Source organism: Streptomyces sp. NPDC002476, assembly GCF_042889785.1.
Lineage (GTDB): Bacteria > Actinomycetota > Actinomycetes > Streptomycetales > Streptomycetaceae > Streptomyces.
In genome coordinates this window covers 35,737-54,238 of the sequence record NZ_JBIARH010000014.1, presented here as the reverse complement: position 1 = coordinate 54,238, position 18,502 = coordinate 35,737, and the positions used below count along the sequence as shown (strand labels likewise).

The 18,502-nt window shown below is 71.7% G+C and carries 17 protein-coding genes; 15 read left to right on the top strand and 2 right to left on the bottom strand.

What is annotated here, in order from left to right:
• Window positions 1-89: 89 nt before the first annotated feature.
• Together ACFYXM_RS18070 and ACFYXM_RS18065 are read left to right on the top strand one after the other, a co-directional pair.
• Window positions 90-725 (top strand): vitamin K epoxide reductase family protein, encoded by a 636-nt coding sequence (locus ACFYXM_RS18070; protein WP_389290358.1) that lies wholly within the window; start codon window positions 90-92, stop codon window positions 723-725.
• Window positions 726-799: 74 nt separating this feature from the next.
• Window positions 800-2,182 (top strand): replication-associated recombination protein A, encoded by a 1,383-nt coding sequence (locus ACFYXM_RS18065; RefSeq protein WP_389290356.1) that lies wholly within the window; start codon window positions 800-802, stop codon window positions 2,180-2,182.
• Between the two features lie 85 nt (window positions 2,183-2,267).
• Here the strand turns inward: ACFYXM_RS18065 and ACFYXM_RS18060 are convergent, their stop codons facing one another.
• On the bottom strand, window positions 2,268-2,969 hold the full coding sequence (locus ACFYXM_RS18060) for a DUF2470 domain-containing protein (RefSeq protein WP_389290354.1): 702 nt from the start codon (window positions 2,967-2,969) through the stop codon (window positions 2,268-2,270).
• 188 nt (window positions 2,970-3,157) lie between these two features.
• Between ACFYXM_RS18060 and rpsD the strand changes: the two genes are divergently transcribed.
• Complete coding sequence (gene rpsD / locus ACFYXM_RS18055; RefSeq protein ID WP_360114604.1) at window positions 3,158-3,772, top strand: 30S ribosomal protein S4; 615 nt, start codon at window positions 3,158-3,160, stop codon at window positions 3,770-3,772.
• 15 nt (window positions 3,773-3,787) lie between these two features.
• Here rpsD and ACFYXM_RS18050 read toward each other — a convergent pair whose 3' ends face one another.
• Entirely contained in the window at window positions 3,788-5,995 is a 2,208-nt protein-coding gene (locus tag ACFYXM_RS18050) for an ATP-binding protein (RefSeq protein WP_389290352.1), read from the bottom strand.
• A 217-nt stretch (window positions 5,996-6,212) separates the two neighbouring features.
• On the opposite strand from ACFYXM_RS18050, the gene ACFYXM_RS18045 reads away from it, so the two are divergent.
• The 12 genes from ACFYXM_RS18045 (at window position 6,213) to ACFYXM_RS17990 (ending at window position 18,469) form a co-directional block, all read left to right on the top strand.
• Window positions 6,213-6,662 carry a DUF948 domain-containing protein gene (locus ACFYXM_RS18045; protein ID WP_389290540.1) on the top strand — a complete coding sequence of 150 codons (450 nt, stop codon included), beginning with the start codon at window positions 6,213-6,215 and terminating at the stop codon, window positions 6,660-6,662.
• 7 nt (window positions 6,663-6,669) lie between these two features.
• Window positions 6,670-7,050 (top strand): hypothetical protein, encoded by a 381-nt coding sequence (locus ACFYXM_RS18040; RefSeq protein ID WP_389290351.1) that lies wholly within the window; start codon window positions 6,670-6,672, stop codon window positions 7,048-7,050.
• The gene (gene alaS, locus ACFYXM_RS18035) at window positions 7,050-9,719 is read left to right on the top strand and encodes an alanine--tRNA ligase (protein WP_389290349.1); all 2,670 of its coding nucleotides are present in this window, start codon (window positions 7,050-7,052) and stop codon (window positions 9,717-9,719) included. The genes ACFYXM_RS18040 and alaS overlap by 1 nt, the downstream gene beginning before the upstream one ends.
• 26 nt (window positions 9,720-9,745) lie before the next feature.
• On the top strand, window positions 9,746-10,210 hold the full coding sequence (ruvX, locus tag ACFYXM_RS18030; protein ID WP_389290538.1) for a Holliday junction resolvase RuvX: 465 nt from the start codon (window positions 9,746-9,748) through the stop codon (window positions 10,208-10,210).
• 95 nt (window positions 10,211-10,305) lie between these two features.
• Entirely contained in the window at window positions 10,306-12,105 is a 1,800-nt protein-coding gene (gene mltG / locus ACFYXM_RS18025; protein ID WP_389290347.1) for an endolytic transglycosylase MltG, read from the top strand.
• Window positions 12,092-12,928: a shikimate dehydrogenase gene (locus ACFYXM_RS18020; protein ID WP_389290345.1), complete on the top strand. Its 837-nt coding sequence runs from the start codon at window positions 12,092-12,094 to the stop codon at window positions 12,926-12,928. The genes mltG and ACFYXM_RS18020 overlap by 14 nt, the downstream gene beginning before the upstream one ends.
• Window positions 12,929-13,074: 146 nt before the next feature.
• Window positions 13,075-14,259, top strand: coding sequence for a chorismate synthase (aroC, locus tag ACFYXM_RS18015; RefSeq protein ID WP_389290344.1), 1,185 nt, complete (start codon window positions 13,075-13,077; stop codon window positions 14,257-14,259).
• On the top strand, window positions 14,256-14,774 hold the full coding sequence (locus ACFYXM_RS18010; RefSeq protein WP_389290342.1) for a shikimate kinase: 519 nt from the start codon (window positions 14,256-14,258) through the stop codon (window positions 14,772-14,774). Before aroC ends, ACFYXM_RS18010 begins: the two co-directional genes overlap by 4 nt.
• Complete coding sequence (gene aroB, locus ACFYXM_RS18005; RefSeq protein WP_389290341.1) at window positions 14,771-15,862, top strand: 3-dehydroquinate synthase; 1,092 nt, start codon at window positions 14,771-14,773, stop codon at window positions 15,860-15,862. Before ACFYXM_RS18010 ends, aroB begins: the two co-directional genes overlap by 4 nt.
• Complete coding sequence (gene aroQ, locus ACFYXM_RS18000) at window positions 15,859-16,299, top strand: type II 3-dehydroquinate dehydratase (RefSeq protein WP_389290340.1); 441 nt, start codon at window positions 15,859-15,861, stop codon at window positions 16,297-16,299. The genes aroB and aroQ overlap by 4 nt, the downstream gene beginning before the upstream one ends.
• Before the next feature lie 126 nt (window positions 16,300-16,425).
• Complete coding sequence (locus ACFYXM_RS17995) at window positions 16,426-17,235, top strand: Pro-rich N-terminal domain-containing protein (protein WP_389290338.1); 810 nt, start codon at window positions 16,426-16,428, stop codon at window positions 17,233-17,235.
• Window positions 17,236-17,362: 127 nt separating this feature from the next.
• On the top strand, window positions 17,363-18,469 hold the full coding sequence (locus ACFYXM_RS17990) for an aminopeptidase P family protein (protein ID WP_389290336.1): 1,107 nt from the start codon (window positions 17,363-17,365) through the stop codon (window positions 18,467-18,469).
• Window positions 18,470-18,502: the final 33 nt, after the last annotated feature.

Below are 18,502 nucleotides of genomic sequence, written 5' to 3'. Positions count from 1 at the left end.
CATGTTTATGTCCATCGAACGGGTGAGCGCTGAAGGGGTGCGGCAGAATGACCGTGCCCAGCAGGCCACTCACTGATGGAAACGGCGATATGACGACTGCAGCGGTTGACCGCCCCTCCTCCGACCAGGACGAGAAGGAGGTGGAGAGGTCCTTCGGCGCCGGCCGGGCGTTCGCGCTGCTGCTGGTGATCACGGGCGCCGCCGGACTCTTCGCGGCGTGGATCATCACGATCGACAAGTTCAAGCTGCTGGAGGACCCGAACTTCACGCCGGGGTGCAGCCTCAACCCGATCGTCGCCTGCGGCAACATCATGACGAGCGAGCAGGCGTCCGCCTTCGGTTTCCCGAACCCGATGCTCGGCCTGGCCACCTACTCGGTGATCATCGGCATCGGCCTGGCGCTGCTCTCGGGCGCCCGCTTCCGCAGGTGGTACTGGCTGGGGATGAACGCCGGAACGCTGTTCGGCGTCGGCTTCTGCACCTGGCTCCAGTACCAGTCGCTGTACAACATCAACTCGCTCTGCCTGTGGTGCTGCCTGGCCTGGGTCGCCACCATCGTCATGTTCTGCTACGTCACCAAGCACAACATCGAGCACCGGATCATCCCCGCGCCGAACTGGCTGCGCAACGGACTGACGGAGTTCCACTGGGTGCCGCCGGTCCTGTGGATCGGCATCATCGGTGTGCTGATCCTGACCCGCTGGTGGGACTTCTGGACGACCTGACCCGGCCCGTGCCGCGACCCTGCCGGGCGGCCGGCCCGGCGGGGGTGTCGGTGTCGTGACATAGGCTTCAGCACGTGGAGCCCGACCTCTTTACCGCAGCCGCCGAGGAACGCCAGGAGAACGACCCGTCCAGCAGCCCCCTCGCTGTCCGGATGCGCCCCCGTACTCTCGACGAGGTCGTCGGACAGCAGCATCTGCTCAAGCCGGGCTCGCCACTGCGCCGTCTCGTCGGCGAGCGGAACGGCGGCCCGGCGGGTCCGTCGTCGGTGCTTCTGTGGGGCCCGCCCGGCATCGGGAAGACGACGCTGGCCTACGTGGTCAGCAAGGCCACCGACAAGCGCTTCGTCGAACTCTCCGCGATCACCGCGGGCGTCAAGGAGGTGCGGGCCGTCATCGACGGGGCCCGCCGCGCCACCGGAGGCTACGGCAAGGAGACCGTCCTCTTCCTCGACGAGATCCATCGCTTCTCCAAGGCCCAGCAGGACTCGCTGCTCCCCGCCGTGGAGAACCGCTGGGTGACCCTGATCGCCGCGACCACGGAGAACCCCTACTTCTCCGTCATCTCGCCGCTCCTGTCGCGCTCGCTGCTCCTCACCCTGGAACCGCTCACGGACGACGATCTGCGCGGTCTGCTCCGCCGCGCCCTGAGCGACGAGCGCGGACTGGGCGGCGCGGTGAGTCTGCCGGGCGACGCCGAGGAGCATCTGCTCCGCATCGCGGGCGGCGACGCCCGCCGGGCGCTCACCGCGCTGGAGGCGGCGGCCGGCGCGGCCCTGGACAAGCAGGAGAAGGAGATCACCCTCCGCACCCTGGAGGAGACCGTCGATCGCGCCGCCGTCACCTACGACCGGGACGGCGACCAGCACTACGACGTGGCCAGCGCGCTCATCAAGTCCATCCGCGGCTCCGACGTCGACGCCGCCCTGCACTATCTGGCCCGGATGATCGAGGCGGGGGAGGACCCCCGGTTCATCGCCCGGCGGCTGATGATCTCGGCCAGCGAGGACATCGGCCTCGCCGATCCCACGGCGCTGCCCACCGCCGTCGCGGCGGCGCAGGCGGTCGCCATGATCGGATTCCCGGAGGCCGCACTCACCCTGAGCCACGCCACGATCGCCCTGGCCCTGGCGCCCAAGTCCAACGCGGCGACGCTCGCGATCTCCGCCGCGCAGGAGGATGTGCGGGGGGGCCTCGCGGGCTCCGTACCGGCCCATCTGCGCGACGGCCACTACAAGGGCGCCGCCAAGCTGGGCCACGCCCAGGGCTATGTGTACCCGCACGACGTCCCCGGCGGCATCGCCGCCCAGCAGTACGCCCCGGACGCCGTCCATGACCGGCGGTACTACCGTCCCACGCGCTACGGCGCGGAGGCGCGCTACGCGGACGTGGTGGAACGGGTGCGCGAGCGGCTCGGCCGGTCCGGTCCCGACGACGAGGCGGCGCGGTCCGGCGACTGAGCGCGGCCGGCAGGGGCGGGTGTCCACCCGTATCAGCGGGGCGCGAGCCTCCCGGGGCCCGTCCCCGAGAGAAGCGCGACCCGTCTCAACGCGCCGCCGCCTCGAAGAGCGTGCGCATGGCGTGGCGCAGCTCGACGACGTCGCGCACCGGCTCGGGGAACTCGAAGCGCGCGTCGAAGCACCGGTCGCGGTCCTCGCGCACGCGTACCCGCAGCCCGAACCGGTCCAGTGCCAGCGGCACGATGGAGGGCCGGTGTGCCGCGCAGCGACGGGACGTCCGCCCGCCCAGCAGCGAGCACAGCGTGCCCAGCTGTTCCCCGTGGGCCGCGTGCAGATGCTGGAGCAGCTCCGTCTCGTGACCGGCGAGCGGATCGGGCACCGCGTCCCGGAAGGCGTCGGGCTCGACCGCCTCGGCGCCCCACAGGTCGTCGACGTACGCCTCGCCCGTCTCCAGCCGCAGCGTCGTCCGGCCGGGGCCCGACAGTCCGGGCACGGTGGTGAGCCATCCCGAGACCCGGGCGTGGGCCCGGACGCGGTGCGGCACGGAGACCGGGGCGACGTCCGTGATCTCCAGCGTCGCGACCAGCTCGTCGTCCTCGGCGTGCGTCGCGGCCCGTACGACCGGGGAGGCCGTGGGCAGTTCGAGGAACAGGTCGCCTTCGGGCCCCACGCTCCTGGCGGACGTCACCAGACCGTCCCAGTCGGCCGTGCGCAGCCCGGGCACGAGCAGTACCGCCGAGCAGGTATTCTGTACGAGAGTTCGTGTGCGCTCGGCTGCTGACGGCATCCGAGTGGTTTCTGGCCCGCCGGGACGCGGCTGACCACGATCTGATCGGTCCTCCGTCATGTCGGCACCCTGTGAGGTGTCGAGATTGTCAGTGCTGTCCGTGATGTGACTGGTGTTCCCCGGGCGAGACATGCGATCTCCTCAACTAAGGTGAGCCTAACCTAACCTACAACGGAGGTCTGGAGAACGTGCCTAACCAGTCGCGTCCCAAGGTCAAGAAGAGCCGCGCGCTCGGCATCGCACTGACGCCGAAGGCCGTCAAGTACTTCGAGGCCCGCCCCTACCCGCCGGGCGAGCACGGCCGTGGCCGCAAGCAGAACTCGGACTACAAGGTCCGTCTGCTGGAGAAGCAGCGTCTGCGTGCCCAGTACGACATCAGCGAGCGCCAGATGGTGCGTGCCTACGACCGCGCCAAGAAGGCCGAGGGCAAGACGGGCGAGGCGCTCGTCGTCGAGCTGGAGCGCCGTCTCGACGCCCTGGTGCTGCGTTCGGGCCTCGCCCGCACCATCTACCAGGCCCGTCAGATGGTCGTGCACGGCCACATCGAGATCGACGGCCGCAAGGTCGACAAGCCGTCCTACCGCGTCCGCCCCGACCAGGTCGTGACGGTCCGCGAGCGCAGCCGCGACAAGTACCCCTTCCAGGTGGCCCGCGAGGGTGGCTACGCCACGGACGGCGAGACCCCGCGCTACCTGCAGGTGAACCTGAAGGCCCTGGCCTTCCGCCTCGACCGGGACCCGAACCGCAAGGAAATCCCCGTCATCTGCGACGAGCAGCTCGTCGTCGAGTACTACGCCCGCTGATTCAGGCGTAGCCGCTCACGGTTCGTGCTCGGGCCCGACCGCCCCCCTCGTGGGGGACGGTGCGGGCCTGAGTGCTTTCCCGGCGCCGAGCACCGGTCCGCGAGGGCGGCCGGGACCCTGCGGCTCCTCGTCGGCCCCGTCCGCCAGCACCCTGGCCACCACCGCGTCCGGATCCAGCGCGCCACCCGCGCGCAGCCCCGCCTCGTACGGGCCGTCGCCCAGCTCCCGCCGCGCCAGTGCCTCGCACCGGACCCGCGGATGGCCGAAGTGCGCCGAGCCGAACAGGGGCAGTCCCACCGACGGCCAGATCCGGTCGGCGGCCCCCTGGAGCAGCGCGGCCTCCGCCGCGTCGCCCTCGACCGCCGTGACCAGGGCCAGCAGTTCCAGGACGAGCACCGAGACCAGCAGGTCGTGGAAGGTGTGCCCGATCGTCAGGGACTCCCTGAGCAGCTCCCGGGCCCGCTCCGGCCGGCCCTCCTGCAGCGCGGCGTAGGCCAGGACGTACAGAGCGTACGAGAGGGCCCACCGCTCCCCGTGGTCCTCGCAGATCTCCCTGACCTCCTCGCAGATCTCCGCCGCGCCGTCGACGTCCCCGTGGAACCCGACCGCCATCGCGAGCTCGATCCGCGCCATCAGTACATTGCTGTTCAGCTCGCCGAGTTCCCGGTAGCGGCCGAGGGCCTCGGTCAACAGCTCCCGCGCCCTGGTCATGTCGTCCGTGACCAGGGCCAGGCACCCCAGCCGGTGCACCGCGTACGCCAGCGCCGTGGCGTCGTCGGCCCGGTCCGCCTCCTCCCGGCACTCCTGGAGCGCGGCGATCGCACCGATCGGGTCGCCCTGCACCACGGCCACGTGCCCGAGCACCCACAGCGCCTTCAGCCGCGAGGGGTCGTACGGCGTCTCCTCCTCCAGCACGTGGTCCAGCCAGCGTCTGCCCTCCGAGAGGCGCCCGCAGCCCACCCAGAGGAACCAGAGCGTGGCCGCCAGGTACTGCGCGAGGTGCTCCTCGCCCGGGATCTCCAGCGAACACTCCATCGCCTGCCGCAGATTCGGCAGTTCACTCTCCGCCCTGGCGGCCACCTGGCTCTGCCGGGGACCGAACCAGTCCAGCTCGCACCAGGTGGCGAGCCCCAGGAACCAGTCGCGGTGCCGGCGGCGCAACCGGTCCGTGTCGCCGGTGGCCACCAGCCACTCGGCGCCGTACTCGCGCATGGTGTCCAGCATCCGGTACCGGCTGCCGACCGCTGTTTCCTCGCGCGCCACGACCGACTGCGCCAGCAGCCCGGAGAGCGCGTCGAGCACCGCCTCGACCGGAAGGCCGGTTCCTCCGCAGACGTACTCGGCCGCCTCCAGGTCGAACTGCCCGGCGAAGACCGAGAGCCTCGCCCACAGCAGACGCTGCTGCGGAGTGCAGAGTTCGTGGCTCCAGCCGATGGCCGTGCGGAGCGTCCGATGACGTGGCAGCGCGCTGCGGCTGGAGCCGGTCAGCAGCCGGAACCGGTCGTCCAGGCGTTGCAGCACCTGCTCGGTCGACAGGACGCGCAGCCGTCCCGCGGCGAGTTCCAGGGCGAGCGGGATCCCGTCCAGGCGGCGGCACAGTTCCCGTGCGGCGGCCCGGTTCTCCTCGGCCAGCCGGAAGTCCGGCCGTACCGCGGCGGCGCGCTCGGCGAACAGTCGTATCGCGTCCTCGTCCGTCATCGGGGCGAGCGGGAAGACGTGCTCGCCGTCCACGTCCAGCGGAAGCCGCCCGGTGGCCAGCACCCGCAGCCGCGGATGCCGGCGCAGCAGCTCGCCCACCAGGCCGGCGCAGGCGTCCACGAGATGCTCGAAGCCGTCGATCACCAGGAGGAGCCGGTGTTCGGCGAGGTGTTCGTGGAGGATCGTGCGGGGCGGCCTGCCGGTGTGGTCGGTGAGGCCGAGGGCGTCGACCACGGCGTGGTCCAGCAGATCGGGCTCGTGGAGGGCGGACAGCTCCACCATCCGGACGTGGCCGCAGTACCGTTTCTCCAGCTGTGTCTTCTCCAGTTGTGTCGCGATCTTGAGGGCGCAGCGGGTCTTGCCCACCCCGCCGACGCCGACGACGGTGACCAATCGTGCCCGGTCCATCACGTGGCGGAGTAAGGCCAGTTCGTCCTCCCGTCCCACGAATTCACTGAGCTCCGCCGGGAGGTTGCCGGCGGAGGTGGGGGCGCTCGGGTCGTGGGGGAGGTGAGGGCGTCGCATGAAACACGCACAGTACTTGTACGAGTGCTCTCCGTACAATCACCTGATGGGATCGCATACCTGTCCGCAGAGAATGCGGTACGGGACGCGACCACCGGCGCGATAGGCTCGGTAGACGACGTCCCGCTGTCCGTGGCGGAGGGCGTCGGTACCGAGCAGAGACAGCACAGAGACAGCGACTATCCAGAGAGCGGTGCACACAGTGTCCGGTGGAGAGGTGGCCGGGATCCTGGTGGCCGTCTTCTGGGCGATCCTGGTTTCGTTCCTCGCCGTCGTACTGGTGAGGCTGGCCCAGACGCTCAGGGCGACCACCAGACTCGTGGCGGACGTGACCGAACAGGCCGTCCCGCTGCTCGCGGACGCCTCCGCGACCGTGCGCTCCGCGCAGACCCAGCTCGACCGGGTCGACGCGATCGCGACGGACGTCCAGGAAGTCACCTCGAACGCCTCGGCGCTCTCCACCACCGTCGCCTCGACCTTCGGCGGCCCGCTCGTCAAGGTCGCCGCGTTCGGGTACGGGGTCCGGCAGGCCATCGGCCGCCGGACCGGTGCCGAACAGGAACCCGCCCGACGGGCGGCCCGGCGCACGGTGATCGTCGGCCGTACCGTGCCCCCCGTGCGCGGTGGGAGGCGCACCGGCAGAAACCCCCGCGGACCGAAGGACTGACGCAGCGATGTTCCGCCGCACGTTCTGGTTCACCGCCGGCGCAGCCGCCGGTGTCTGGGCCACCACCAAGGTCAACCGCAAGCTCAGGCAGCTGACCCCCGAGAGCCTCGCGGCACAGGCCGCGGACCGGGCCGTCGAGACCGGCCACCGGATCAAGGACTTCGCCCTGGACGTCCGTGAGTCGATGGTGCGGCGCGAGGCCGAACTGGGCGAGGCCCTGGGGCTGGAGGCGCCGGTCGACCCCGAGCTGCCCGCGCGCCCCCGCTTCGCCGTCGTCGAGGCGGCCGAGCCCGTCGGGCCGGACAGGGCCCTCGCGGCCGGCGACCGCCGTACGCCTCCCCGCAACTCGTACACCTACAACCCGTACAACCGGAATGAGGACCACTGATGGAGTCGGCTGAAATTCGTCGCCGCTGGCTGAGCTTCTTCGAGGAGCGCGGTCACACCGTCGTCCCTTCGGCGTCGCTCATCGCGGACGACCCGACTCTGCTGCTGGTCCCCGCGGGCATGGTGCCCTTCAAGCCGTACTTCCTCGGCGAGGTCAAGCCGCCCGCCCCGCGCGTCACCAGCGTGCAGAAGTGCGTCCGCACGCCGGACATCGAGGAGGTCGGCAAGACCACCCGGCACGGCACGTTCTTCCAGATGTGCGGCAACTTCTCCTTCGGGGACTACTTCAAGGAAGGCGCCATCACACTCGCCTGGGAGCTGCTCACCGGCTCCGTGGCGGACGGCGGCTACGGCCTCGACCCCGAGCGGCTGTGGATCACGGTCTACCTCGACGACGACGAGGCCGAGCAGATCTGGCGCGACAAGATCGGCGTGCCGGCCGAGCGCATCCAGCGCCTGGGCAAGAAGGACAACTTCTGGTCGATGGGCGTCCCCGGACCCTGCGGCCCCTGCTCCGAGATCAACTACGACCGCGGCCCCGAGTTCGGCGCCGAGGGCGGCCCGGCCGTCAACGACGAGCGCTACGTGGAGATCTGGAACCTGGTCTTCATGCAGTACGAGCGCGGCGCCGGTGACGGCAAGGAGGACTTCCCGATCCTCGGCGACCTGCCGTCGAAGAACATCGACACGGGCCTCGGCCTGGAACGCCTCGCCATGATCCTGCAGGGCGTGCAGAACATGTACGAGACGGACACGCTCAAGGTCGTCATCGACCGGGCCACCAAGCTCACCGGCGTCGCCTACGGCAGGGCCCATGGCAGCGACGTCTCGCTGCGCGTGGTCGCCGACCACATCCGTACCTCCGTGATGCTCATCGGCGACGGAGTCACCCCCGGCAACGAGGGCCGCGGCTACGTGCTGCGCCGCATCATGCGCCGCGCCATCCGCAACATGCGGCTGCTGGGCGCCACCGGGCCGGTCGTCAAGGACCTGGTCGACGCCGTGGTCGACACGATGGGGCAGCAGTACCCGGAGCTGGCCACCGACCGCAAGCGCATCGAGAGTGTCGCCCTCGCCGAGGAGGCCGCCTTCCTCAAGGCCCTCAAGGGCGGCACCAACATCCTCGACACCGCCGTCACCGAGACCAAGGCCGCGGGCGGCAAGGTCCTGCCCGGCGAGAAGGCGTTCCTGCTCCACGACACCTGGGGCTTCCCGATCGACCTCACCCTGGAGATGGCCGCCGAACAGGGCCTGTCCGTGGACGAGGACGGCTTCCGCCGCCTGATGAAGGAGCAGCGGGAGCGGGCCAAGGCCGACGCCAAGGCCAAGAAGACCGGTCACGCCGACCTGTCCGCCTACCGCGCGGTCGCGGACGACTCCGGCACCACCGAGTTCACCGGCTACACCGCCACCGAGGGCGAGTCGACCGTCGTCGGCCTGCTCGTCGACGGCGTGCCCTCGCCCGCCGCCTCCGAGGGCGACGAGGTCGAGGTCGTCCTCGACCGCACCCCGTTCTACGCCGAGGGCGGCGGCCAGCTCGCCGACCAGGGCCGGATCCGGCTGCACAGCGGCGCCGTCATCCAGGTCCGCGACGTCCAGCAGCCCGTCCCCGGCGTCTCCGTCCACAAGGGGTCGGTCCAGGTCGGCGAGGTCACGGTGGGCGCCTCCGCGTACGCCGTCATCGACACCACCCGCCGCCGTGCCATCGCCCGCGCCCACAGCGCCACCCACCTCACGCACCAGGCGCTGCGCGACGCGCTGGGCCCGACGGCCGCCCAGGCCGGTTCGGAGAACTCGCCGGGCCGCTTCCGTTTCGACTTCGGTTCGCCGTCCGCCGTGCCGGGCACGGTCCTCACCGACGTCGAGCAGAAGATCAACGAGGTCCTGGCCCGCGAACTCGACGTCCACGCCGAGGTCATGCCGATCGACGAGGCCAAGAAGCAGGGCGCCATCGCCGAGTTCGGCGAGAAGTACGGCGAGCAGGTCCGGGTCGTCACCATCGGGGACTTCTCCAAGGAGCTGTGCGGCGGTACGCACGTCCACAACACCGCCCAGCTGGGTCTGGTGAAGCTGCTCGGCGAATCGTCCATCGGCTCCGGCGTGCGCCGCATCGAGGCTCTCGTCGGTGTCGACGCGTACAACTTCCTGGCCCGGGAGCACACGGTCGTCGCCCAGCTCCAGGAGCTGGTCAAGGGCCGTCCCGAGGAGCTTCCGGAGAAGATCGCCGGAATGCTCGGCAAGCTGAAGGACGCCGAGAAGGAGATCGAGAAGTTCCGCGCGGAGAAGGTCCTCCAGGCCGCCGCCGGGCTCGTCGAGTCCGCCAGGGACGTACGGGGCGTCGCCCTCGTCACCGGGCAGGTCCCGGACGGCACCTCCGCCGACGACCTGCGCAAGCTGGTCCTCGACGTGCGCGGGCGCATCCAGGGCGGCCGCCCGGCCGTCGTGGCCCTGTTCACCACGGCGAACGGGCGCCCGCTGACCGTGATCGCCACCAACGAGGCCGCCCGCGAGCGCGGTCTCAAGGCCGGCGACCTGGTCCGCACGGCCGCCAAGACCCTGGGCGGCGGTGGCGGCGGCAAGCCGGACGTCGCGCAGGGCGGCGGCCAGAACCCCGAGGCCGTCGACGAGGCCGTGGCCGCGGTCGAACGCCTCGTCACCGAGACGGCATGACGGCGGACGTGACGGGAGCGACGGGGATGCGCCGGGGCCGCCGCCTCGCGATCGACGTCGGGGACGCCCGGATCGGGGTCGCCTCGTGCGACCCCGACGGGATCCTCGCCACACCGGTGGAGACCGTGCCGGGGCGTGACGTCCCGGCAGCCCACCGGCGGCTGAGGCAGATCGTCGAGGAGTACGAGCCGATCGAGATCATCATCGGTCTGCCGCGCTCCCTCGGCGGTGGCGAAGGGCCCGCGGCCGCCAAGATCCGGGGCTTCGCACGGGAGATGGCCCGCTCGGTGTCCCCCCTTCCGGTGCGGCTGGTCGACGAGCGGATGACGACGGTGACGGCCAGTCAGGGGCTGCGCGCCTCGGGCGTGAAGTCGAAGAAGGGCCGCTCCGTCATCGACCAGGCTGCGGCCGTGGTGATCCTCCAGAACGCCCTCGAGTCCGAACGGGCGTCGGGCAGAGCACCCGGTGAAGGCGTCGAGGTGGAGGGCTGATCGCGATACGGTAACGTTCCGCGCGATGCGGCGGTGTTCGAACAAGCACCGCACAGCGAAGAGGCGGAACGTCGCCTCGCGGCTCTAGGGGATCGATGACTGAGTATGGCCGGGGCCCCGGCTCCGAACCGTGGCATCCCGAGGACCCCTTGCACGGGGACCAGGGGTGGGGGGGACAGCAGTCCGCCCACGGCCGGGGCCAGTACGACGGCGGGCAGCAGCCCCATCCCCAGGACCCCTATGCGCAGGACCCGTACCACCAGGACGCGTACCACCAGGACCCGTACGGCCAGGGCGGCTACGCGCAGCAGCCGCAGGACCCGTACGCGCAGCACCCGCAGGCGGCCGATCCGTACGGGCAGCAGTACCACCAGCAGCCCGCGTACGGAACCCCGCAGGATCCGTACGCGCAGCAGCCGCCGCCGCAGGGGCACCAGCAGCAACCCCAGCAGCCCGCCTACCACGACGGCGGCTGGGACCCGGGGCAGCAGCCGGCCGCGCCGTACGACGCCCACGCGGCCGACCCGTACGGTGGTCGGCCGACGGGCCAGGGCGAGATGCCCGACCGGTACGGCACGCCGGACGCCTACCCGCCGCCGCAGCCCCCGGCCGGCCGTGACACCGCTCCCGGACCGGCCCCCGCGAAGAACCCCGACTGGGACCCGGAGACCGAACCGGAGGAGACCCACCCCTTCTTCACCGGCGCCGACGCCCCGGGCGGCAAGGACGACCACGGCGACGAGGACGACGACCCGCCCGCCTCGCGCCGGGCCGCACGCGGCGGCAAAGAGCGCCGGGGCAAGGGCAAGGGCAAGAAGAAGAGCCGCAACGGCTACGCCTGTCTGGGCGTCGCGGTGGTCCTGGTCGGCGGCCTCGGCGGGGTCGGGTATCTCGGCTATTCCTTCTGGCAGGACAAGTTCGGCGCGCCGCCGGATTATGCCGGACAGGGCACCGGCCAGGTCGAGATCGAGATCACGAAGGGCCTCTACGGCTACGACATCGGCAACATCCTGAAGGAGAAGGGTGTCGTCAAGAGCGTCGACGCGTTCGTCGCCGCGCAGAAGGAGAACCCCAAGGGCGGACAGATCCAGGCCGGGGTCTATCTGCTCCACGAGAAGATGTCCGCGGCCGAGGCCGTCAAGATGCTGGTCGACAACAAGAACCAGAATCTTCTGGTGATTCCCGAGGGACGCCGCAACGTCCAGATCTACGAGCTGATCGACAAGAGGCTGGGCCTCAAAAAGGGCACGACCAAGGAAGTCGCCGCATCCAAGGCGTCCGACCTCGGTCTGCCCGAGTGGGCCGGCAATGACAAGGACATCAAGGATCCGCTGGAAGGGTTCCTCTATCCGGTCGCGTATCCGGTCACCAAGGGGACCAAGCCGGAGGCCGTTCTCAAGGCGATGGTCTCCCGGGCCAACGAGGAGTACGACAAGCTCGACCTCGAGAAGGCCGCCAAGGAGCACGATCTGGACGGTCCCTGGCAGGTGCTCACCGTCGCGAGCCTCGTCCAGGCCGAGGGGCTCACGCACGACGACTTCCGCAAGATGAGCGAGGTCGTCTACAACCGCCTGAAGCCGGACAACACGATCACGAATCGCAAGCTCGAATTCGACTCCGCGTTCAATTACCTCAAGAACCAGAGCAAGATCAAGATCGGCTCCAACGAGATCCGCAGCAATCCGGATCCGTACAACACCTATTACCACGAAGGTCTTCCGCCAGGGCCGATCAGCAATCCGGGCGCCGAAGCCCTGCGTGCGACGCTCAATCCCACCGGTGACGGGTGGATGTTCTTCATCTCGCTCGACGGCAAGAAGACCGAGTTCACCAAGACTGCTGCCGATCACGAGAAGCTCAACAAGAAGTTCAAGGAACTCCATGGTCTCGAATGACCCGCGTCATCGGGCCGCCGTCCTCGGCTCGCCCATCGCGCACTCGCTCTCCCCGGTCCTGCACCGCGCCGCTTACGCCGAACTCGGCCTCACCGACTGGACGTACGACCGGTTCGAGGTCGACGAGGCGGGCCTGCCCGCCTTCATGGAGGGCCTCGACACCTCCTGGGCGGGTCTCTCGCTCACCATGCCGCTCAAGCGCGCGGTCATCCCGCTGCTGGACTCCGTCAGCGAGACCGCGTCGTCGGTGGAGGCCGTCAACACGGTCGTGTTCACCCCGGACGGCCGGCGGACCGGTGACAACACCGATGTCCCCGGCATGACCGCCGCCCTGCGGGAACGCGGCGTCGAGAAGGTCGAATCGGCCGCCGTGCTCGGCGCCGGGGCGACCGCGTCCTCGGCGCTCGCCGCACTGTCCGAGATCTGCGCGGGACCGGTCACGGCGTATGTGCGCAGCGCGGAACGCGGCCGGGAGATGCGCGGCTGGGGCGAACGACTCGGCGTCGACGTCAGGACCTGCGACTGGTCACGGGCGGCCGAGGCGCTGCGCGCCCCCCTGGTCGTCGCCACCACCCCGGCCGGTGCCACCGACGCGCTGGCCGGCGACGTGCCCGAGCGGCCCGGCACGCTCTTCGACGTGCTGTACGAGCCCTGGCCGACCGGACTCGCCGCCTCGTGGGCGGCCCGGAACGGCACGGTCATCGGAGGTCTCGACCTCCTGGTGCACCAGGCGGTGCTCCAGGTCGAGCAGATGACCGGCCGTGCGCCCGCGCCCCTCGTGGCCATGCGACAGGCCGGGGAAGCGGCGCTCGCTCCTGGCTGACCTCGTGTTCCGGCCGCCGGGAGGCGTCCGCCTGCTGGACCGGCGACCGGTTCACGCCCCCGGACGTGGGAGGATCGAGGCGGCGGGCCAGGGCCGCGCACCCGGTCGCGCCGTCGCAGTTCGAGGCGCGAGCATGAGGAGCACCGTTGAGCAGGTTGCGCTGGCTGACCGCGGGGGAGTCGCACGGCCCCGCACTCGTGGCGACGCTGGAGGGTCTTCCCGCAGGCGTCCCGATCACCACGGAGATGGTCGCGGACGCGCTCGCGCGGCGGCGGCTCGGATACGGCCGCGGGGCGCGGATGAAGTTCGAGAAGGACGAGGTCACGTTCCTCGGCGGGGTCCGCCACGGCCTCACCCTGGGCTCCCCGGTCGCCGTGATGGTGGGCAACACCGAGTGGCCCAAGTGGGAGCAGGTCATGTCGGCCGACCCGGTCGACCCCGAGGCGCTGGCCGAACTGGCGCGCAACGCCCCGCTCACCCGCCCGCGCCCCGGCCACGCCGACCTCGCGGGCATGCAGAAGTACGACTTCGACGAGGCCCGGCCGATCCTGGAGCGCGCCAGCGCCCGGGAGACCGCGGCCAGGGTCGCGCTCGGCACCGTCGCCCGGTCCTACCTCAAGGAGACGGCCGGCATCGAGATCGTCAGCCACGTGGTCGAGCTGGCCGCGGCCAAGGCGCCCCGCGGCGTCCTCCCGACGCCCGCCGACGTCGAACGGCTCGACGCCGACCCCGTGCGCTGCCTGGACCCCGACGCGAGCGAGGCGATGGTCGCGGAGATCGACCAGGCCCACAAGGACGGCGACACCCTCGGCGGCGTGGTCGAGGTGCTCGCGTACGGGGTGCCCGTCGGCCTCGGCTCGCACGTCCACTGGGACCGCCGCCTCGACGCCCGGCTCGCCGCCGCGCTGATGGGCATTCAGGCCATCAAGGGCGTCGAGGTCGGTGACGGCTTCGACCTGGCCCGCGTCCCCGGCTCCCGGGCGCACGACGAGATCCTGGTCACCGAGGACGGCATCAGGCGCGCCTCCGGCCGCTCGGGCGGCACCGAGGGCGGTCTGAGCACCGGCGAGCCGCTGCGGGTCCGCGCCGCGATGAAGCCCATCGCGACGGTGCCGCGCGCGCTCGCGACCGTCGACGTCGCCACCGGCGAGGCCGCCAAGGCCCATCACCAGCGCTCCGACGTCTGCGCCGTCCCGGCCGCAGGCATCGTCGCCGAGGCGATGGTCGCCCTGGTCCTGGCCGACGCCGTCGCGGAGAAGTTCGGCGGCGACAGCGTCACCGAGACTCGCCGCAACGTGCGCTCGTACCTCGACCACCTGAGGATCCGATGAGCGGCCCGCTGATCGTCCTGGTCGGACCGATGGGCGTCGGCAAGTCCACCGTCGGGCAGCTGCTCGCCGAACGGCTCGGCACCACCTACCGGGACACCGACGCGGACATCGTGGCGGCCGAGGGCCGGGAGATCCCGGACATCTTCGTCGACGACGGAGAGCCCCGTTTCCGTGAGCTGGAGCGGGCCGCCGTACGGACCGCGGCCGCCGAGCACGAGGGCGTCCTCGCCCTCGGCGGCGGCGCGGTCCTCGACGCGGGCACGCGGGAACTGCTGTCCTCGCTGCCCGTCGTCTACCTCTCGATGGACGTCGAGGAGGCGGTCCGGCGCACCGGCCTCAACGTCGCCCGCCCGCTGCTGGCCGTCAACCCGCGCAAGCAGTGGCGCGAGCTGATGGAGGCCCGCCGCCCCCTGTACACCGAGGTCGCCCGGGTGGTCGTCGCCACCGACGGCCGCACCCCCGACGAGGTCGCCCAGGCGGTCCTCGACGCAATGGAGTTGAAGAAGGAGTCATGACGGACGCAGTCACCCGCATCCACGTCGCGGGCAGCGCGGGCACCGACCCGTACGACGTGCTGATCGGCCGGCAGCTCCTCGGCGAGCTGCCCACGCTCATCGGCGACCGGGCCAGACGCGTCGCGGTCCTGCACCCCGAGGCGCTCGCCGAGACCGGTGACGCGGTCCGCCAGGACCTCGCCGATCAGGGCTACGAGGCCATCGCCGTCCAGGTGCCCAACGCGGAGGAGGCCAAGACCGCCGAGGTCGCCGCCTACTGCTGGAAGGCCCTGGGCCAGTCCCACTTCACGCGTTCCGACGTCATCGTCGGCATCGGCGGCGGAGCCACCACGGACCTGGCCGGATTCGTCGCCGCGACCTGGCTGCGCGGGGTGCGCTGGATCGCCGTGCCGACGACCGTGCTCGCCATGGTCGACGCGGCGGTCGGCGGCAAGACGGGCATCAACACCGCCGAGGGCAAGAACCTCGTCGGCGCCTTCCACCCGCCCGCCGGGGTCCTGTGCGACCTCGCCGCCCTGGACTCGCTGCCCGTCCACGACTACGTCAGCGGCCTGGCCGAGATCATCAAGGCCGGGTTCATCGCCGACCCCGCGATCCTCGACCTGATCGAGGCGGACCCCGAGGGCGCCCGTACGCCCACCGGACCGCACACCGCCGAGCTGATCGAGCGCTCCATCCGGGTCAAGGCCGAGGTCGTCTCCGGCGACCTCAAGGAGTCCGGACGGCGCGAGATCCTCAACTACGGCCACACCCTGGCCCACGCCATCGAGAAGAACGAGCGCTACAAGTGGCGGCACGGCGCGGCCGTCTCGGTCGGGATGGTCTTCGCCGCCGAGCTGGGACGACTGGCCGGACGTCTCGACGACGCCACCGCCGACCGGCACCGCGCGGTCCTGGAGTCCGTCGGACTGCCTCTGACCTACCGCGGCGACCAGTGGCCCAGGCTGCTGGAGACCATGAGGGTCGACAAGAAGTCCCGCGGCGACCTGCTGCGCTTCATCGTCCTCGACGGTCTCGGCAAGCCGACCGTGCTGGAGGGCCCCGACCCGGCCGTCCTGCTCGCCGCGTACGGGGAGGTGTCGGCGTGAGCCGCCGGGTCCTCGTCCTCAACGGGCCGAACCTCGGCCGGCTCGGGTCCCGTGAGCCCGACGTGTACGGGGCCACCTCGTACGCCGGACTCGTCGAGACCTGCCGGGCCGTCGGCGAGGAGCTCGGCATGGACGTCGAGGTCCGCGAGACCAACGACGAGGGGGAGCTGATCCGCTGGCTCCACGAGGCCGCGGACGGGTCGATCCCGGTCGTGCTCAACCCGGGCGCCTTCACCCACTACTCGTACGGGATGCGGGACGCGGCGGCCCAGCGCACCGCCCCTTTGATCGAGGTGCACATCTCGAACCCGTACGCGCGGGAGGAATTCCGCCACACCTCCGTGGTCGCGGCGGTCGCCACCGGGACCGTGGCCGGATTCGGCGTCGGTTCCTACCGCCTCGCCCTGCGTGCCCTCGCGGACGAGGTGACCGGCTGACGGACCGGCACATCGACGTCCGGCCGGGCACTGCCGGCCGTCCCCGTCCGTTCACCCTGTGGCGGCCGGGGACGGTACGGTTGCCGTCCCAGTCCCAGTCGCCTGTACGAGACGGAGTGGCACCGGATGCAGCACGCAGTGGGGGCCCCGCTGCCACCGCCCCAGGGCCCGGCGAACGGTCCGCACCAGGCCCGGCACCCAGGCCACCCCGGCCCTCCGGGCCCGCCGCCCCCCGCCGCGCCCACCGGCGGGGGCTGGGGCGGACCGGCCCCGCAGCACGCCCCGGGACCTCCCGTCAGGGAGGTCACCGGACACGTCCCCCTGCCGCCCGGCGGGCCCGTCCCGCTGCCCGCGCCGCCGGCCGGTGCCGGGACCGGCACGGCGACGCTCGCCGTCCTGCTGATCGGCCCGGCGGGGGCGGGCAAGACCACCGTGGCCCGGCTCTGGGCCGGCCGCCGCCGCGTCCCCACGGCCCACGTCAGCCTCGACGACGTCCGTGAATGGGTCTGCTCCGGCTTCGCCGACCCGCAGTCGGGGTGGAACGAGCACTCCGAGGCGCAGTACCGCCTCGCCCGCCGTACCTGCGGCTTCGCCGCCCGCAACTTCCTCGCCAATGGCATCTCCTGCATCCTGGACGACGCCGTCTTCCCCGACCGGCCCGTCGTCGGCCTCGGCGGCTGGAAGCGCCACGTCGGCCCCGGGCTGCTGCCCGTCGTCCTGCTGCCCGGCCTGGAGGTCGTGCTGGAGCGCAACGCCGCCCGCAGCGGGAACCGCCGCCTCTCCGACGAGGAGGTCGCCCGCATCCACGGCCGGATGGCGGGCTGGTACGGCTCCGGCCTGCCGATCATCGACAACTCGGCGTACGACGTGGAGACCACCGCGCGGGTCCTGGACGACGTGCTCGCCCGTTCCATAACGAGCCCGCCCTCCTGGTGAGCCGCCGGTGAGCCGCTCCCGGGAGGGCGCTTGCGGGCGCCGCTCCCGGGCCGGGGACGGCGCGTCCGCGGCCCCGGTCGGACGCGCTGACCGAGCACGTCCGGGCCGGTCCTCGTAGGCTCGTGACATGTCAGACGTGTACGCCGTCCGTCGCGGGCTGCTCCGCGACCGGTGCGCAGCCGTCGGATCCGCGGCCGCGCTGGTCTCCCGTCCCGCCAACGTCCGCTACCTCGCAGGCGGGGCACCCCCCGGCGCCGTGCTGCTGCTCGGTCCCGGCGAGGACGTGCTGCTGCGCCCCCGCGACGCGGTGGGCGAACCCGGGGACGTGCGGACCGACGACCGGCTGCGGGTGGCGACCCTGTCGGCCGCCGACGGGGATCCGGTGGTCGCCGCCGCCGAACTGGCCGGCTCGTCGGGCGCGGAGTCCCTGGCCGTCGAGGAGCACCATCTGACGGTCTCGCGCCACCGCGCCATGGGATCGGTGGTCCCGCGGGTCCGGCTGGCCGATCTCGGCCCCACCGTCGAACAGCTCCGGGTGGTCAAGGACGAGGAGGAGATCGCGTGTCTGCGGATCGCCGCCGAGATCACCGACCAGGCCCTGGGCGAACTCCTCGAATCCATCCTGGTCGGCCGCACCGAGCGGCACCTCGCCCTGGAGCTGGAACGCCGGCTGGTGGACCACGGGGCCGACGGCCCGGCCTTCCCCACCTCCGTGGCCACCGGGCCCAACTCCGGCAGGGGCCGCCACCGCCCCACGGACCGGCGGGTGGAGGAGGGGGACTTCCTCTCCGTCTGCCTCGGCGCAAACTACCGCGGCTACCGCTGCGAGATCGGCCGCACGTTCGTGATCGGCACGGCGCCCGCCGACTGGCAGATCGAGCTGTACGACCTGGTCTTCGCCGCCCAGCGGGCCGGGCGGGAGGCCCTCGTCCCCGGCGCCGCCTACCGCGACGTGGACCGCGCGGCCCGCTGTCTTCTGGACTCGGCGGGCCACGGCGGCAGCCTCGCGCCCTGCACCGGGCACGGTGTGGGACTGGAAATCGACGAGGACCCGCAGCTGGCACCCGCGGCCATGGGTAAACTGGACGCTTGCGTGCCGGTCACCGTCGAACCGGGGGTCCACCTCCCGGGCCGGGGCGGGGTCCGGATCGATGACACGCTCGTCGTGCGCCCCGAGGCGGACGGCGGACCCGAGCTACTCACCATTACGACCAAGGAGCTGCTCGCGCTCTGACGCGTTTCCTCGGTCGTTCCACCAGCTTCAGTC

Bases quoted from the DNA above. Each gene is read 5' to 3' on its own strand.
- ruvX (WP_389290538.1), top strand. From the start codon at position 9,746: ATGCGCCGGGGCCGCCGCCTCGCGATCGACGTCGGGGACGCCCGGATC.
- ACFYXM_RS18010 (WP_389290342.1), top strand. From the start codon at position 14,256: ATGAGCGGCCCGCTGATCGTCCTGGTCGGACCGATGGGCGTCGGCAAG.
- ACFYXM_RS17990 (WP_389290336.1), top strand. From the start codon at position 17,363: ATGTCAGACGTGTACGCCGTCCGTCGCGGGCTGCTCCGCGACCGGTGC.
- ACFYXM_RS18020 (WP_389290345.1), top strand. From the start codon at position 12,092: ATGGTCTCGAATGACCCGCGTCATCGGGCCGCCGTCCTCGGCTCGCCC.
- ACFYXM_RS18060 (WP_389290354.1), bottom strand. From the start codon at position 2,969: ATGCCGTCAGCAGCCGAGCGCACACGAACTCTCGTACAGAATACCTGC.
- mltG (WP_389290347.1), top strand. From the start codon at position 10,306: ATGACTGAGTATGGCCGGGGCCCCGGCTCCGAACCGTGGCATCCCGAG.
- ACFYXM_RS17995 (WP_389290338.1), top strand. From the start codon at position 16,426: ATGCAGCACGCAGTGGGGGCCCCGCTGCCACCGCCCCAGGGCCCGGCG.
- ACFYXM_RS18040 (WP_389290351.1), top strand. From the start codon at position 6,670: ATGTTCCGCCGCACGTTCTGGTTCACCGCCGGCGCAGCCGCCGGTGTC.
- aroB (WP_389290341.1), top strand. From the start codon at position 14,771: ATGACGGACGCAGTCACCCGCATCCACGTCGCGGGCAGCGCGGGCACC.
- alaS (WP_389290349.1), top strand. From the start codon at position 7,050: ATGGAGTCGGCTGAAATTCGTCGCCGCTGGCTGAGCTTCTTCGAGGAG.
- ACFYXM_RS18070 (WP_389290358.1), top strand. From the start codon at position 90: ATGACGACTGCAGCGGTTGACCGCCCCTCCTCCGACCAGGACGAGAAG.
- ACFYXM_RS18050 (WP_389290352.1), bottom strand. From the start codon at position 5,995: ATGCGACGCCCTCACCTCCCCCACGACCCGAGCGCCCCCACCTCCGCC.